This is a genomic window from Streptomyces sp. NPDC088812 (assembly GCF_044750285.1).
Lineage (GTDB): Bacteria > Actinomycetota > Actinomycetes > Streptomycetales > Streptomycetaceae > Streptomyces.
Window position 1 is genome coordinate 135,341 of record NZ_JBIVJP010000022.1, and the last position, 14,580, is coordinate 149,920.

The 14,580-nt window shown below is 73.4% G+C and carries 11 protein-coding genes and 2 pseudogenes; 7 read left to right on the forward strand and 6 right to left on the reverse strand.

Annotated elements, in window-relative coordinates:
* The first annotated feature begins 368 nt into the window (after positions 1–368).
* The 3 genes and pseudogenes from ACIP67_RS32740 to ACIP67_RS32750 all read left to right on the forward strand — a co-directional run bounded on the left by ACIP67_RS32740 (position 369) and on the right by ACIP67_RS32750 (position 3,179).
* Positions 369–2,324 (forward strand): FUSC family protein, encoded by a 1,956-nt coding sequence (locus ACIP67_RS32740; protein ID WP_401696634.1) that lies wholly within the window; start codon positions 369–371, stop codon positions 2,322–2,324.
* Between the two features lie 154 nt (positions 2,325–2,478).
* Positions 2,479–2,836 (forward strand): annotated as a pseudogene (locus ACIP67_RS32745) (DUF899 family protein).
* Positions 2,837–3,002: 166 nt separating this feature from the next.
* Positions 3,003–3,179 (forward strand): hypothetical protein, encoded by a 177-nt coding sequence (locus ACIP67_RS32750; protein ID WP_401696636.1) that lies wholly within the window; start codon positions 3,003–3,005, stop codon positions 3,177–3,179.
* A gap of 9 nt (positions 3,180–3,188) precedes the next feature.
* On the opposite strand, the gene ACIP67_RS32755 is transcribed toward ACIP67_RS32750, so the two are convergent.
* From ACIP67_RS32755 to ACIP67_RS32765, 3 genes and pseudogenes are all read right to left on the reverse strand, one after another.
* A complete protein-coding gene (locus ACIP67_RS32755) occupies positions 3,189–5,108 on the reverse strand; it encodes an ABC transporter ATP-binding protein (protein WP_401696703.1) in 1,920 nt (639 codons plus the stop codon).
* A 390-nt stretch (positions 5,109–5,498) separates the two neighbouring features.
* The gene (locus ACIP67_RS32760; RefSeq protein WP_401696637.1) at positions 5,499–5,936 is read right to left on the reverse strand and encodes a hypothetical protein; all 438 of its coding nucleotides are present in this window, start codon (positions 5,934–5,936) and stop codon (positions 5,499–5,501) included.
* Positions 5,937–6,460: 524 nt separating this feature from the next.
* Positions 6,461–6,973 (reverse strand): annotated as a pseudogene (locus tag ACIP67_RS32765) (ATP-binding protein); the annotation flags it as partial.
* A 258-nt stretch (positions 6,974–7,231) separates the two neighbouring features.
* Here ACIP67_RS32765 and ACIP67_RS32770 point away from each other — a divergent pair.
* The 3 genes from ACIP67_RS32770 to ACIP67_RS32780 all read left to right on the forward strand — a co-directional run bounded on the left by ACIP67_RS32770 (position 7,232) and on the right by ACIP67_RS32780 (position 9,411).
* Positions 7,232–8,092, forward strand: a complete 861-nt coding sequence (locus ACIP67_RS32770) for a helix-turn-helix transcriptional regulator (protein ID WP_401696639.1) — start codon at positions 7,232–7,234, stop codon at positions 8,090–8,092.
* Positions 8,093–8,347, forward strand: a complete 255-nt coding sequence (locus ACIP67_RS32775; protein WP_319196274.1) for a DUF397 domain-containing protein — start codon at positions 8,093–8,095, stop codon at positions 8,345–8,347.
* A 251-nt stretch (positions 8,348–8,598) separates the two neighbouring features.
* Positions 8,599–9,411, forward strand: coding sequence for an SAM-dependent methyltransferase (locus ACIP67_RS32780; RefSeq protein ID WP_401696642.1), 813 nt, complete (start codon positions 8,599–8,601; stop codon positions 9,409–9,411).
* Between the two features lie 168 nt (positions 9,412–9,579).
* Here ACIP67_RS32780 and ACIP67_RS32785 read toward each other — a convergent pair whose 3' ends face one another.
* A complete protein-coding gene (locus ACIP67_RS32785) occupies positions 9,580–11,142 on the reverse strand; it encodes a PLP-dependent aminotransferase family protein (RefSeq protein ID WP_401696644.1) in 1,563 nt (520 codons plus the stop codon).
* 62 nt (positions 11,143–11,204) lie between these two features.
* Here ACIP67_RS32785 and ACIP67_RS32790 point away from each other — a divergent pair, with 62 nt between their 5' ends.
* The gene (locus ACIP67_RS32790; protein WP_401696704.1) at positions 11,205–11,789 is read left to right on the forward strand and encodes a carboxymuconolactone decarboxylase family protein; all 585 of its coding nucleotides are present in this window, start codon (positions 11,205–11,207) and stop codon (positions 11,787–11,789) included.
* Between the two features lie 78 nt (positions 11,790–11,867).
* Here the strand turns inward: ACIP67_RS32790 and ACIP67_RS32795 are convergent, their stop codons facing one another.
* Both ACIP67_RS32795 and ACIP67_RS32800 read right to left on the reverse strand, forming a co-directional pair.
* The gene (locus ACIP67_RS32795) at positions 11,868–13,355 is read right to left on the reverse strand and encodes a glutamate synthase subunit beta (protein WP_401696645.1); all 1,488 of its coding nucleotides are present in this window, start codon (positions 13,353–13,355) and stop codon (positions 11,868–11,870) included.
* Positions 13,356–13,731: 376 nt separating this feature from the next.
* The gene (locus ACIP67_RS32800; protein ID WP_401696646.1) at positions 13,732–14,481 is read right to left on the reverse strand and encodes a DUF2293 domain-containing protein; all 750 of its coding nucleotides are present in this window, start codon (positions 14,479–14,481) and stop codon (positions 13,732–13,734) included.
* Positions 14,482–14,580 lie beyond the last annotated feature (99 nt).

Genomic DNA, 14,580 nt, shown 5'->3' on the forward strand with positions numbered 1-14,580 from the left:
AGGCGGACGGCCGGCCGCAGAAGCGACCCGCTCGCCCCACGCCGCTCGCCCCACGCCGTTCGCGGCCGCCTTCGCTTCCGGCCGGGGGATCGGAAGCGAACCCGAGGCAGAGCCGCCGGCTTCCGGTCGTGCGCCGGACCACCATGCCGGGCGGGCGCACACGCCGGGTCTCTTCGGGGTACCCGCGCACGTTGCGTTCACAAAGAGAGCGGAATCACGGCGAAGTGTCACCTCCCCGAAACGCGACCGTTTCGCCTCCTCCAAGAGCCGCCGTACCGTGGAGGGCACACCCGGCACCACAGCACGATCCGCAGCCCCGGCCACCGTCGCCCGAAGGCACACCCCGCCCTCGTCCCGACAGGAGCTCCGTGTCCTCGCGTTCCGCCGTTGCCGTTCGCACACCCACCGCTCTGCCGCCCTGGCTCGCCCACGCCCTGAGGGCACAGCGCGGGCCCGTTCCGTGGAGTGCGGTCGCGCGCGGGGCACTCGCCGCCGGACCGCTGCTGCTCGTCTCCGTCCTCGTCGACCGGGCCTCCCTGGGCGTCGTCGCCGCGATCGCCGCCATGCTCGCCGGCATCAACGACCGGCCCGGCAGCCGGCGGGCCTCCGTCAGACGGCTCGGCGCGCCCGCGCTCGCGGGAGCGGTCGGACTGCTCGCCGGCACCTGCGCCGGGGACCACCTGGACGCCGTGGCGCTGACGCTCGCGCTGACCGGGCTCGGGCTCCTCGCCGGAGGCATGAGCGCCATCGGGCCCGTCGCCTCGGGCTCCGGTACCCAGCTGCTCGTCGCCGCGGCCATCGGAGCCGGGATGCCGCTCCCCGAGAGCGGCTGGGCACGCGCCCTCGCCTTCCTCACCGGGGCCGGCTGGCTGCTCGCACTGCGGCTGGCCCTGCCCACGCCCGGCGCCCTCACCGGCGACTTCCGCTTCGACGGGGAACGGACCGCCGTCGCCGACGTCTACGAAGCCGTCGCCCGCCTCCTCGACTCCGTCGGCACCGAGCGGGCCACCGCCCGGCGGGCGGCCCTCACCGCCGCCCTCGACCACGCCCAGGACGCCCTCGCCGGCCCCCGCCTGCGCCGGTACGCCGGCTCCGCGGCCGAACGCCGACTGCACGCCCAGTACGCCGCCGCACTGCCCCTCGCCGAGGCCGCGACCGCCCTCGCCTGGGCCGGGAAGCCCGTCTCCGGGCGGGCCTGCGAAGGCCCCCGGCGCCTCGCCGCCGCCGTACGGGAGAGTGCGCCCACCGGGCCGCTGCCGGCGCCCTCGCGGTCGGCGCCCGCGCTGCGCGCCCTCGACGACGCCCTGCTGCACGCCGCCGACGCCTTCGACCACGGCCGCGGCGGTGATCTGCACACCCGGCGGCGGAGCGCCGGCGACCTGGTCCGCACCGCCCTCGGGGCCGGCGGACGCGAGTACGGGATGCGGGTCGCCCTCTGCTTCGGGGCGAGCGCGGCGATCGCGCAGACCCTGTACCACTCCCACTGGTACGGGCAGCACACCCACTGGTACTGGCTGCCCGCCACCGCCGTCTTCCTGGTCAAGCCCGACCTCGGGCCGCTGGTGTCCCGGGTGCTGTGCCGGGCGGCGGGGACCGTGCTCGGCGCGCTCGTCTTCGCCGGCCTCGCCGCCCTGCTGCCCCGGCCGGAGGGGCTGGTGGTCCTGGTCGCCGTGTGCGGGGCGCTCATCCCCGTCGCCACCCGGCACTTCGCCGCCCAGACCGCCGTCGTCACCGTCCTCGTCCTGTCCCTGGTGATGGTCGGCGGGGAGCCGCAGGCCTCCGTCAGCCGGATCGGGGAGACCCTGCTGGCCTGCGCGATCGTGCTGATCGTCGGGCACCTGCCGATGCCGGGGGAGCGCGGCGGGCGGGTGCGCGCCCGGCTCGCCGCCGCCGCGTCCGCCGCGCACGCCTACCTCGTCCACGTCCTCGACGGATCCCACGACCGCGCCGCCCGCTGGACGCTGCGCCGCGAGGCCTACCGGACCCTCGCCGAGGCCCGCGCCTCGATCGCCCTCGCCGCCGCCGAACTGCCCTCCCTCGCCCGGCACACCGAGGGCACGGACGAGATCGCGGCGCTCCTCGAACGCCTCGTCGACACGACCACCGCCGGCGCCGTCCACCTCGACGACACGGGCCGGCTCGGCCGCCGGCACAGCGAACGCCTCACCGAACTCCTCGCGGAACTCGCCGCCCACCGGGACCTGGTGGACCTCCCGGCGCGGATCGACGACCGGCCCGTCGCCGCACGGGAGGACCGGGCCGTACGGCACACGTCCGGCGCGCCCGTCCCGGCCCACGCCGCCGGTCACGGCCCCGTACGGTGAGGTGAGCAGGAGGCCCGGACGCGGCCACGGCCGGTGCATCCGGCAGGACGGCACCCGAGAAGTACGCGGAGAGCGGGAAAGGCCGGGCGACGGCGATGAGTTCCGTGCGCGGCGCCGGTCATCACCGCGAACGGACCGTCGTACTGGAGGGGCCATGTCGCTTCCGGAGATCGTCTCGCGCGCGCGGTGGCGTGCCGCGCGCGCGGAATTACTCGTCAAGGCGGAGGTGGTGACACGCGCGCGGGACGCGCTCAACGCCGAGCGGCGGGCCCTGCCCATGGTCGAGGTCGCCGAGGAGTACGTCTTCGAGGGCGGGGACGTCAAGGCGGCCCTCCCGGACCTCTTCGACGGACGCCACCAACTCGTCGTCCACCCTGGACGGCCTCGGCTCCACCACCAGCCTGCTGGACCTGACGGCCCTCGGACGGCAGGAGGCGTGGGAGGAACCGGAGGGACGCGCGTCGAGCTTCGGGGCGCCTGCGGGACAGGAGCCCGTCCGCCATCACGATTAGTACGATCTCTGATGCGAAGCGTCACCTGTCCTTCCATCAGGTGACCTGATCCTCACACTCCGTACTGAATCCGTGTCGGCTACGTCTCAGTACCGTCACCGGGCGAGGCGTTCCGGGGCGGAGAGCGTTAACTCCCTACACGTACGACGCTTTCTGGAGGTGCGAGATGGTGAGCGGGCGAACGGTGCTCGAACGCTTTCCCGCAGGCGGGCCGCGCGGGTCGTGGCCGGCGGAGGAGTTCGCGCACGCGCGACGCATGGAGGGGCTGGCCGCCGAGGTGGTCATGGACCTCGTGACGGACACCTTCCTGGTGATCGTCCGGGGCGGCGAGGCCGCCGACTGACGGGACGGTTCAGCTCGCCTTCGAGGAGGCGGGTACCTGCTGGGGTGCCTGTGGAGGCTGGGGTGCCTGCGGAGGCGCCTGTCGAGGAGGCTGCGGGGCGAACTGCTCCGCCTGGAGCGCGTACAGCTCCGCGTAGACGCCGCCCCCGGCCAGCAGCTCGTCCGGGGTGCCGGACTCCACCAGCCGTCCCTGGTCCAGGACGTGCACCAGGTCGGCGTGACGGACCGACGCCAGCCGGTGCGTGATCAGTACGACCGTCTGGCCGCCGTCGGCCAGCGCGCGGATCTTCTCGAAGACCTCCAGTTCGGCCCGGGCGTCCAGGGCCGCCGTCGGCTCGTCGACGATGAGGATGCGCCCGCGCCGGTACGCGGCCCGGGCGATGCCCAGCCGCTGCCACTGCCCGCCCGACAGCTCGTGCCCACCGCTGAAGTGGCGGGCCAGCAGGGTGTCCAGGCCGCGCGGCAGGTCCGCGACCACCTCCCCGGCACCCGCCTCGCCGATCGCGTCGGCCAGCCGCTCCTCGGTCAGCGGCACGGACGAGCGGCCGACGGCGACGTTGACCTTGGCCGTGAACGGCCACCGTTTGAAGTCCTGTGCCACCATCGCGATCCGCTCGGCCACCTGGCGCCGGTCGGCGTCCGCCGCGTCGACGTCGTCCCACAGGATCCGCCCCCGGTCCGGCCTGTAGAGCCCCGCCAGCAGCTTGACCAGGGTGGTCTTGCCGGAGCCGTTCTCGCCGACGAGCGCGATGATCCGCCCGAGGGGGAGGGTGAGCGAGACGTCGTCGAGGGCGGGCCGGGCGGACTCACCCGGGTAGCCGAAGGTGACGTTCTCGAAGCGGATCTGCCGAGGGTCCGCCGGCAGCGCGTCGCCGCCCTCCGGGATCGCCCGCTCGGCCGCCTCGACGTAGAGGCGTTGCAGGTCGCCCACGAACAGGGCCTCCTCGTGGAGCTGGTTGACCTCCAGGACGAGCGTGTTCAGGCTCGTCGAGCCGCTGCGGATCGCGATCACGGCCGTGCCCGCCACCGCCAGCGCCATCGTCCCGCTGATCAGCAGCCCGCCGAGCGTGGCGTACGTCGCCACCGTCGCCAGCCCCGTCCAGGCCGCCGCGAACAGGCCGGTGCGGGCGGCGAGCCGTGCCAGCCGCGCCTGCTCCGCCTCCGCGGTCTCCGACATCGACCGGAAGTGGCGCAGCAGGAAGGGGCCGACACCGTGCACCCGGATCTCCGGTGCCGCCTCCGGTTCGGTCAGCAGGCTCGCGATGAGATGACCCGCGCGCGCGTGCTGCACCCACGTGTGGAAGGACTCGTACCGGCGCCGGGCGTTCGTCAGGGCGCTCCACGCGCTGGGCAGCGTCATCGTCACCAGCAGCGGCAGCAGGAGCGGGTGCAGCACGGTCAGCACGCCGGCCGCCGCGGTCAGCGAGATCACCGCGTTCGCCACGCGCGTGCCGTACATGATCATCCGGCGGGCGGACTGGGCGCCGTACTGCGCGGTGTCCAGCAGTTTGTGGAAGGCGTGGTCCTCGATCGCGGCCAGTTCCACCGACGCGGCCCGCTCCAGGTACAGCTCGGTCGCCACCCGCTCCACCTTGGGCTCCAGACGCCCGGTGGCGTACGTGGACGCGGCCCGCAGCACGGCCTCCACGAAGAGGACCACGGCCATGGCGGCCAGTGCGGGCGCGGCGCCGCGCAGCCGGTCCTCGATCGGGCCGCTCTGGATCAACCGGGCCAGCACGGTGTTCACGGCGAGCAGGCTCACCGCCTGCGCCGCGCCACGGCCCATCTCGGCGGCCAGCACGATCCGCGCCGCCCGCGGGTCGGCCTGGCGGGCCAGGCGCAGACTGACGGCGAGCAGGGACGGCAGCCGGGTCAGCATGGCGCGGAAGCTCAGCTCCAGGAAGGCGTCCCGGTGCTGGTTCCAGCCCATGTCGTAGCGGAGCGGGCCCCCGAAGAGCAGCCGCTCCGACTCCGACACCTCGCGCTCGTCAGGACGCTGCTGCTTCGGCACCTTCCGCACCGTGAGGACCTCCCCCGATCGCCGACAAGTGGCCACTATCGCGGCAGGCGCCGCGGGAGGGCAGGGCGCAGCACGGAGCAAGGGCTACGCGCGGGCGTGCGCCGGGGTGGGGCGAGGGACGGGGGCGCCGGGCGGATGCCTCGCGGGCGGGCGGACGTGCGGGCGGGCGTGCGGGTACGCGGTTGTGTGGGGTGTGCCGGTGTGCCGGTGTGTAGGGCGGGAGGGGCGGGAGGAACCGGAGGGGCGGGGGTGCGCCGGGCGTGTCCGGTGGCGGGGAGCGCGCTCGGCGGGTGGGGCGTGCTAGGCGCTGACCGGCCTCGACCACGTCGGCGCAGTGCCCGTGAGGCGGCACAGGGTCAGGTAGAGGGGGAGCGGCGGTGTGTAGGGGAGGGTGCCGTCCGGCCGGTGGATGAGGTCGGGGGCGCGCGGGGAGTCCGGGACGAGCGCGCCCGTGGCGTAGTACGCGGGGGCGGGCCACTCCAGGGCGTAGTCGGAGTCGGACGGAACGAGCCACCACCAGTGCGTCTCGTCGGCGTAGACGCAGCCCACGCGGGGCAGGCGCGGCATGACCTGAGGGCCGAGGCCGGCCGGGACGGCGACGGCGTCGCAGCCCAGCGGGGCCGTCATGCCGTCGGGCACGGCGAGCCGGCGGGGTGCCGTGGCGGGGCCGGGGCCGCGCCGGAAGCGTACGAGGGTGTCGAGGCCGAGGACCGGCGCCCGGCCGGGCACGGCGCTCACGCGGGATCCCGGTCCAGGTCCCGTCCTCCGGTCCCCGTCCCCGGGTGGGGGAGCGGGCTCGGGTGCGGGAGAAGGCTCGGGCGCCGCTGGGGACCTACGCGCCGGAGGGGGCCATCCGTCACGGGGGAGTGGTGCGCGCGCCATGCGGGGGCGGGTGTCCGTTCCTCCGCGCCGGTACCCCGGTGGTCCTGTTCGGTGTGCTGGGCGTGCTGGGTGTGGTCGGCGTGCTGGGTGTGCTGGGTGTGGTCGGCGGTGTGTTCGGTGTGGTCGTCCTCGTCGCCCGTACCGTCGGAGGGCACCGGTTTCGGCCGGGAGCCCCAGCCCAGGTCGTTCCGGGGGGTGGTGAGGCCGCCGCGGGGTGTGGCCCCGGCCTCGTGGCGTACGGATGCGGCGGTCCCGTGCGGCGGGGGCGGCGGGGGTACGAGTCCGAAGGGCGTGGATCCGGCGTCGTGCGGCAGGGGTACGAGCCCGGGAGGCGTAGGGGATCCGGCGTCGTGTGGCAAGGGTGCGGCGATGTCGTCGGGTTCGGCGGGCACGCGGGAGACCTCGGTGCCGCGGGCCAGGTCGGCCCAGACCAGCAGCCCGGGGCCGTGCTCCTGGGCACCCCACGCCTGACACAGTGCGTCGACGAGGAACAGGCCCCGCCCGTGTTCCTCCTCGGGGCGCTGCGGCGAGGGATGCGGTTCGCCCGGTGCGCAGCCCTCGTCCCGCACGGCTATGCGTACGAGGTCACCGGTGTCGTGCAGCTCGCAGACCACGGTGCCGCTCGCGGTGTGCACGATGGCGTTCGTGACCAGCTCGGATATGACCAGATCAGCCGTGTCGCAGGTGTCCTCGCACACCGACCAGCCGGTCAGCCGGGTCCGCGTCAGGCGTCTCGCCTGTGCGGGAGAGCCCGGGTGAGCGGCCAGTTCGAATCGGAACCGGCGCTCGGGAACGGCCTCTTCAGGGCCTGTTCCCGCGGCGGCACCGAGACCTGGCGGGCGGCCTGCGGCGGCGTCTGTTCCTAAGGGCGCGGACGGAATCACGCTTGCCACTATCGCCCCGCCGTGGACACTTGGCAAGTGTCACTCTGAAAAATGCAGAGTGCTGTGTGACGCGGTGGAGCGCCATGGCACACTGCTCGCAACAGCATGTTGAGCGGCGCCAGTTGAGATCACCGGAGATCCGTACCTAACTCGTACAGATCTTCGATTCGGTCTTCGAATGGCGCCGCAGGGCTGTCAGGATTCTTTTCGTGACCGACCGGACGTCCCCGACGGACCGTCCGGTCGGGCTCATCGTGGAGGTGGGGCGTGAGCGAACCGCGGTCCGCGCCGACAGTGGGACAGGTCGTCCTCGGCCGGCGCCTGCTGGACCTGCGGGAACGCGCCGGGCTCAAACGGGAGGAGGCCGCCCGTATCCTGCGCGTCGCGCCCGCCACGGTCCGCCGTATGGAGATGGCCGAGGTCTCCCTCAAGATCCCGTACCTCCAACTGCTGCTCAAGGCGTACGGGGTGAGCGACGAGGAGGCCGAGGGCTTCGTCCTGCTCGCCGAGGAAGCCAACCGGCCCGGCTGGTGGCAGCGCTTCCACGACGTCCTGCCCGGCTGGTTCTCGATGCACGTCAGCCTCGAGGGCGCGGCCGCCCTGATCCGCCAGTACGAGCCCCACTTCGTCCCCGGCCTGCTGCAGACCGAGGACTACGCACGCGGCGTCCTGAAGTCCGGCGCCATCGGCCAGACCCGGCCGGAGGACATCGACCGCCTCGTCGACCTGCGCATGCGACGTCAGGAACTGCTCACCCGTCAGGACGCGCCCCGCATCTGGGTCGTGATGGACGAAACGGTGCTGCGCCGCCCGGTCGGCGGCCCGGAGGTGATGCGCGCGCAGATCGACAAACTGCTCGAGGCCACGAAGATGCCCCACGTGACGCTGCAGATCGCCCCGTTCTCCTCGGGGCCGCATGCCGGCACGTACGGGCCCTTCGTGCTGTTCCGATTCGCCATGCCGGAACTCCCGGACATGGTCTACAGCGAGTACCTGACCGGCGCCGTCTACCTCGACGCGCGCACCGAGGTGGCGACCCACCTCGAGGTCATGGACCGCATGGCGGCGCAGGCCGCTACGGCACATCGCACGAAGGAGATCCTGCGGGATCTCCGCAAGGAGCTGTAAATGGACCGCATCAAGCCGCGCAAACGGGTCTACAACGGCATGCCCGCGCGGGACTTGGGCAGCGAGGGCTGGCACAAGCCGTGGAGCGGCGGCAACGGCGGGAACTGCCTGGAGGCGATGAAGCTCGCCGACGGCCGGATCGCCGTCCGCCAGTCCACCGACCCGGACGGCCCGGCGCTGATCTACACCACCGACGAGATGACGGCCTTCATCGAGGGCGCGAAGGCGGGGAAGGCGGACTTCCTGCTGTCCTGACGTGTTGTCCTTCCCCTGGCCGTGCCCTTCAGCCGTCCCCTGAGTCATCCCCCTCAGCCGTCCCCCGCTCATCCCCCTCAGCCATCCCCGGTGCAATCCCCTGACTCGTCCCCGGTGCCGTCCCCGGTGCCGTCCCTGATGCCGATCCGGAACCCGTTCCCGGACAAGAACCACCCTGCACCTGAACTTCCTTGTAGTGATACTGAATTGACTATCCTCTTGACTACCTCTTGCGTCTTACGGAGTGCCTCATGACCGGGCAGGATCCCACCGCCCCCGTCGAGATCGACACCAGCAAGCCCCATCCCGCCCGCATGTACGACTGGTACCTGGGCGGCAAGGACAACTACCCCGTGGACGAGGCGATGGGACGGCAGATGCTGGCCCTCGACCCCCGCGTCCCGGTCATGGCGAGGGTCAACCGCGCCTTCATGCACCGGGCCACCCGCTGGCTCACCAAGAACGGCATCCGGCAGTTCCTGGACGTCGGAACGGGCATCCCGACCGAGCCCAACCTCCACCAGGTCGCCCAGCAGGCGGCGCCCGACGCCCGCGTGGTCTACTGCGACAACGACCCGATCGTGCTGGCCCACGCGGCCGCCCTGCTGCGCAGCACGCCCGAGGGCGTCACGGAGTACCTGCAGGCGGACGTCCGCGACCCGGCCACCATCATCGAAGGAGCCAGGAAGATCCTGGACTTCGACCAGCCGGTCGCCCTGTCCATGGTCGCCCTCCTGCACTTCATCTCCGACGAGGACGGCGCGCACGAGCTGGTGAACCGGCTGCTCGCCGAACTCCCCTCGGGCAGCTACCTGATGATGACCCACGCCACCGCCGACTTCACCCCGGAGGAGTCGGCGGCGGCCACGGCGAAGCTGAAGGCGGCCGGAGTCACCCTCGCCCTGCGCTCACGCGAGGAGTTCGGCCACTTCTTCGACGGCCTCGACCTGGTCGAGCCCGGCGTCACGGTCGTCCCCGACTGGCACCCCGAACTGGGCGATCCGGTGCCGGGCCAGGAGGACGGGGTGATCCCGGGGTACGGGGGGGTCGGGCGGAAGGCCTGACAATCCGCTGGTTCGGCTGGTTCGGCTGGTTCCGCTGATCCGGCTGGTTCCGCTGGTTCGGCTGATCCGGCTGATTCGGCGGGGGCGGGCTGCCCCGGCGGGAGCAGCCGGTCCAGGCGTTCGACGGCGGTCCGCGCGCATGGGCGTGTCGGACCGCCGCCGCAGGGTTCACTCGGCGGTTCCTCCGGTGGCGGGGTCGGCGGCGGTTCCGATGCCAGGGCTCCGCGGTCCGCCCGGTGCCAGCACCCCGCACAAGGCTTCCAGCGCCGCTGCGTACGCGTGTTCCGACGGCGTCGCGTAGCCGACCACGAGTCCGTCACCGGCCTCCATGGCCGTCCGCGGGTGGCGGAAGGCGGCGAGACCGTCCAGGGCGACGCCCCGCCGGGCGGCCGCCTCGACCGTGGAGCGCTCGGTGCCCGGCGGCAGCCGCAGCACCGCGTGCAACCCGGCCGCCACGCCGGTCACCTCGACATGCGGCGCGTGCCCGGCGAGCACCTCGACCAGCCGGTCGCGCCGTCGGCGGTAGCGCTGCCGCATACGCCGCACATGGCGGTCGTACGCCCCGGAGGCGATGAAGTCGGCCAGGCTCAGCTGGTCCAGGAGACTCACCCAGGCCTCCCGCTCGCCCTTGGCCGCGAGGACGCCGCCGACGTACCGCTCCGGCAGCACCATCCAGCCCAGTCGCAGGGCGGGTGACAGACTCTTGCTGACCGAACCGACATGGATCACCCGCTCGGGGTCGAGGCCCTGGACGGCGCCGACGGGCTTGCGGTCGTAACGGAACTCACCGTCGTAGTCGTCCTCCACCACGACCGCGCCACGCGCGCGTGCCCAGTCGATCACGGCTGCCCGGCGCGACGCGTGCAACGGACCACCGGTCGGGAACTGGTGCGCCGGAGTGAGCAGCACGCCCCGCTCGCGCCCCAGCAGATCGACACGCGCCCCCGCCTCGTCCAAGGGGACCGGCACCGTCCGCACGCCCGCCGCCGCCAGCAGCTCCCGGTGGAAGCCGAGCCCGTACGCCTCCACGGCGAGCGGACCCCGCAGCACCCCGCCACCCCGCGCGCCCCCGACGTTGTTCTCTCCCCGCGCGTCTCCACCCGCGCCCGTGCTCCCGCTCCGCCCGAACAGCAGGCGCAGCGCGTGCGCGAAACCGGAGCAGATCACGATGCGCTCGGGAACGGTGCGCACACCACGCGCGCGGGCGAGGTACTCGGCGAGGGCCTCCCGCAGTTCGCGGCGCCCGGCCGGGTCACCGGGCCCGAACACCTCGCTGGGCGCCTGCTGGAGCGCCCGCCGGTAGGACGTCAGCCAGGCCGCGCGGGGGAACGACGACGCGTCCGGAGTGCCCTGCCGCAGGTCGTGCAGCGGGTCACGCTCGCCGGGAGGCGCCTGGCCGGCCACGCGCCCGGCCACACCCCCGGCCACGCGCGCGGCCCGCCGCAGGGGCTCCGCCCGGTCGGCGACCCGCGTACCGGAGCCCTGGCGGGCCGTCAGCCAGCCCTCGGCCACCAACTCCGCGTACGCGTCGGCCACCGTGTTGCGCGCGACCCCGAGGTCGGCGGCGAGCGAACGGTACGGCGGCAGCCGGGTGCCCGGAGCGAGCCGCCCGCCACGCACGGCCTCCCGCAACGCCCGGATCAGCGCGGCCCGGCGCCCGCCGGGTCCGGACAGCTCAAGAAGCAGGTCCGCCCCGATCCGCTCCGCCGAATTGACCCACGATTCCACCATGGAAATGCACCCTACAAGCGGTCTTTCCCGCTCCTAGGGTGAGACACATGACGACGCACACGATGAGCACGACGACCACCGGCACCGGTGAGGGCACCGTCGTCGATGCGACCGGCACCCTCGACGCGACCGGGACCGCCGGCACCGCCCACCTCCCCGAGAACGCCTCCACCGCGATCGAGGCCGCGGAGGCCGCCCGGACGCGACTCGACCTCGCCCGGTCCGCCCGCAAGGCGTTCCGCGCACTCGTCGGACTCGACACCGCCGCCCGCGAAGGCCTCGACCCGGCGCTCGTCGAACTGATCCAGATCCGCGCCTCCCACCTGAACCACTGCGCGTACTGCCTCCACATGCACACCAACGACGCCCGCAAGGCCGGCGAGAGCGAGGACCGCCTGCACCTGGTCGCCGTCTGGCGGGAGGCCCGCCACTTCTACACCGAGAAGGAACAAGCCGCCCTCGCCCTGACGGAGGCGGTCACCCTCGTGGCCGACGGAGGCGTCCCCGACGACGTCTACGCCGGGGCCGCGGCCCACTTCGACGACGGCGAACTCGCCCAGGTGATCGCCCTGATCTGCACGATCAACACCTGGAACCGGGTGGCCCTGGCGACGGGCAAGGTGGCGGGGACGGACGAGCGCCGCTGAGGAGCGAGCCTCAGCCGTCAGCCCGAGCCCCGGACGCAAGCCCCGGAAGCGGTCACCTTCCCCCTCCCGCCCGCGCCTCTACGCCGTCATGGGCCGGTCGTACGGCCCGATCGGCGCCGGCAACCGGGAACTTCCCGTCAGATGGCGGTCGACGGCCTCCGCGACCGCCCGCCCCTCCGCGATCGCCCACACGATCAGCGACTGCCCGCGCGCCGCGTCCCCCGCGGCGAACACGCCGGGCACGTTCGTCGCGAAGTCCATGTCCCGTGAGATCGTGCCGCGCGGCTCCAGCTCCAGCCCCAGTTGCTCGACGAGCCCGTCCTCACGGTCCGGCCCGGAGAACCCGAGGGCGAGCAGCACGAGGTCGGCGGGGAGCGCCCGCCCGGTTCCCTCCACCGGACGCCGCGCGGCGTCCACCTCGACGAGGTGCAGCGAGCGGACGTGCCCGCTCCCGTCGCCCGTGAAACGGAGCGTGGACGCCGCGAACAACCGCGCGTCCGCGTCGGCCGCCGGCGCCGTCTCCAGGTCGCGTGCCTCCTCGTGCGCGGCCGACAGCCGGTAGACCTTCGGGTACGTCGGCCAGGGATCCGTGTCCTCGTCGCGCTCCGCGCCCGGCTGGGCGTAGATGTCCAGCTGGGTCACGGACGCGGCACCCTCCCGCACCGCCGTCCCCAGACAGTCCGCCCCGGTGTCACCGCCGCCCACGATCACGACGTGCTTGCCGGACGCGGACATCGGCGACGCCTCCAGATCCCCCTCGCACACACGATTGGCCAGCGGCAGGTACTCCATCGCCTGATGAATCCCGGTCAACTCCCTCCCGGGCACATGGAGTTCCCGCCACGCGGTCGCCCCGGTGGCGATCACCACGGCGTCATAGCGCGTCCGCAGATCGGCGGCCACGACATCCCGCCCCACCTGCGTCGACGTACGGAACTTCGTCCCCTCGGCACGCATCTGCTCGATACGCCGGTCCAGATGGTGCTTCTCCATCTTGAACTCGGGGATGCCGTACCGCATCAACCCGCCGATCCGGTCGTCCTTCTCGTACACGGCGACCGTGTGACCGGCCCGGGTCAGCTGCTGCGCCGCCGCCAGACCGGTGGGCCCCGAGCCGATCACCGCGACCGTCCGCCCGGACAGCCGCTCCGGCGGCCGCGGCGGGCTGAAGCCCTCCTCCCAGGCCCGGTCCGCGATGGCGGCCTCGACGTTCTTGATGGTGACGGCCGGCTGATTGATGGCGAGCACGCACCCGGCCTCGCAGGGCGCCGGACACAGCCGGCCGGTGAACTCGGGGAAGTTGTTCGTCGCGTGCAGCCGGTCACTCGCCGTCCGCCAGTCCTCCCGTGACACCAGGTCGTTCCACTCGGGGATGAGATTGCCGAGCGGACAGGCGTAGTGGCAGAACGGGACACCGCAGTCCATACAGCGATCCGCCTGCTTGCTGATGATGGGGAGCAACGCTCCGGGGACGTACACCTCGTCCCAGTCCCGCACCCGCTCCTCGACCGGCCGCCGAGGCCAGTCCTGGCGAGGCGTCCTCATGAATCCCTTGGGATCGGCCATGGCCGTGTTCCTTGCGTACGCGAGTGGCGAGCCGTGCGTCATCGGGCGGCACTCTTTCGGCCACGATACGTCCCACCGGCCAGCCACGCAGCGTTCCGACAGCGCGCTCTCCCGCAGGCTGCGACTGGCCTGACCGGCCCGACCGGCCCGACCGGCCCGACCGGCCCGACCGGCCTGACCGGCCTGACCGGCCCGACCGGCCTGACCGGCCCGACCGGCCCGACCGGCCGAACGGCACGACAGGTCACCGGCGTCCCGTGATCCAGGCGGAAACCGCCCGATGCGGTTCGATACCGTCCGTCACCACGGGGCACCGCACGGCAACTGCACCTCATGAACGATCGCGTCGCCGTGGCGTGCGTCGCCGCGGCGTGTGTCATGGCTGGGGGACCGGGATCTGCGCCTCACGCTCGGGGAGGGGGACCCCCCTCCCCCTCCCCCCCTCCCCGCCCCACCCCCATCCCCGCAGCACCGCCTCCCCCTCAGCCGTGATCCGCAGCCGCGCCTCACGCCGTGCCACCCCGCTCATCAGCAATCGGTCGTACGGCGTGTCCAGATGCCGTACGGACGCCACGACCGCGGAGACGACCGCCCCCTCGGACAACGCCCGCCCGGCGGCGCTGCGCCCCACTCGGCCGCTGCCCCGCACCGACGCGTGTGCGGCGATCGCCTCGGCCCGGTCCGCCGGGCAGCCGGGAAACAGGCGCCGGATCTCCGCCGCGAACGCGTCCGCGAACCGCGCGTCCTGCGCCGCCCGCCGCCGCGCATCCCGTGCCCGGCGCCGCCGCCTCGCCTCGGCATCGGCCAGACACCGTGCCTCGGCCCGGACCAGGCCCGCCTCCTCGACGAGGACCCCCTGCCGCTCGTAGCGCCCTTGGCGCCGGTTGAACCGGACCACGACGGCCGACAGCGTGCTCTCCTCACGTGATCGTCGGGTCAGTGCCGTGTCGCCGCGCGGGAGGAACACCAGGTGCCCGAGATCGGCACAGCCGAGGCAGCGTGGCGCGCCGTCCTCCAGGACGAGCATCGGAAGCGGCCCGCGGCGGCATCCGGCGCAGTGCCTGCGCCGCCGCGGCTGGACGACGAGAAGCTTGGGACGAGGCGGGGGAGTTGGCAGGGCCGGCATGAAGATGTCATTCCCCCTGCTGGGCCCCGCACCACGTGGGTGTCCGTGTGTGGCCTGCGGCACTCCGAGCGCGACGCGACCTGGCCGGTGTCTGGCGCA

Bases quoted from the DNA above. Each gene is read 5' to 3' on its own strand.
- ACIP67_RS32750 (WP_401696636.1), top strand. From the start codon at position 3,003: ATGGTGAGCGGGCGAACGGTGCTCGAACGCTTTCCCGCAGGCGGGCCG.
- ACIP67_RS32790 (WP_401696704.1), top strand. From the start codon at position 11,205: ATGAGCACGACGACCACCGGCACCGGTGAGGGCACCGTCGTCGATGCG.
- ACIP67_RS32785 (WP_401696644.1), bottom strand. From the start codon at position 11,142: ATGGTGGAATCGTGGGTCAATTCGGCGGAGCGGATCGGGGCGGACCTG.
- ACIP67_RS32800 (WP_401696646.1), bottom strand. From the start codon at position 14,481: ATGCCGGCCCTGCCAACTCCCCCGCCTCGTCCCAAGCTTCTCGTCGTC.
- ACIP67_RS32780 (WP_401696642.1), top strand. From the start codon at position 8,599: ATGACCGGGCAGGATCCCACCGCCCCCGTCGAGATCGACACCAGCAAG.
- ACIP67_RS32775 (WP_319196274.1), top strand. From the start codon at position 8,093: ATGGACCGCATCAAGCCGCGCAAACGGGTCTACAACGGCATGCCCGCG.
- ACIP67_RS32755 (WP_401696703.1), bottom strand. From the start codon at position 5,108: ATGGGCTGGAACCAGCACCGGGACGCCTTCCTGGAGCTGAGCTTCCGC.
- ACIP67_RS32795 (WP_401696645.1), bottom strand. From the start codon at position 13,355: ATGGCCGATCCCAAGGGATTCATGAGGACGCCTCGCCAGGACTGGCCT.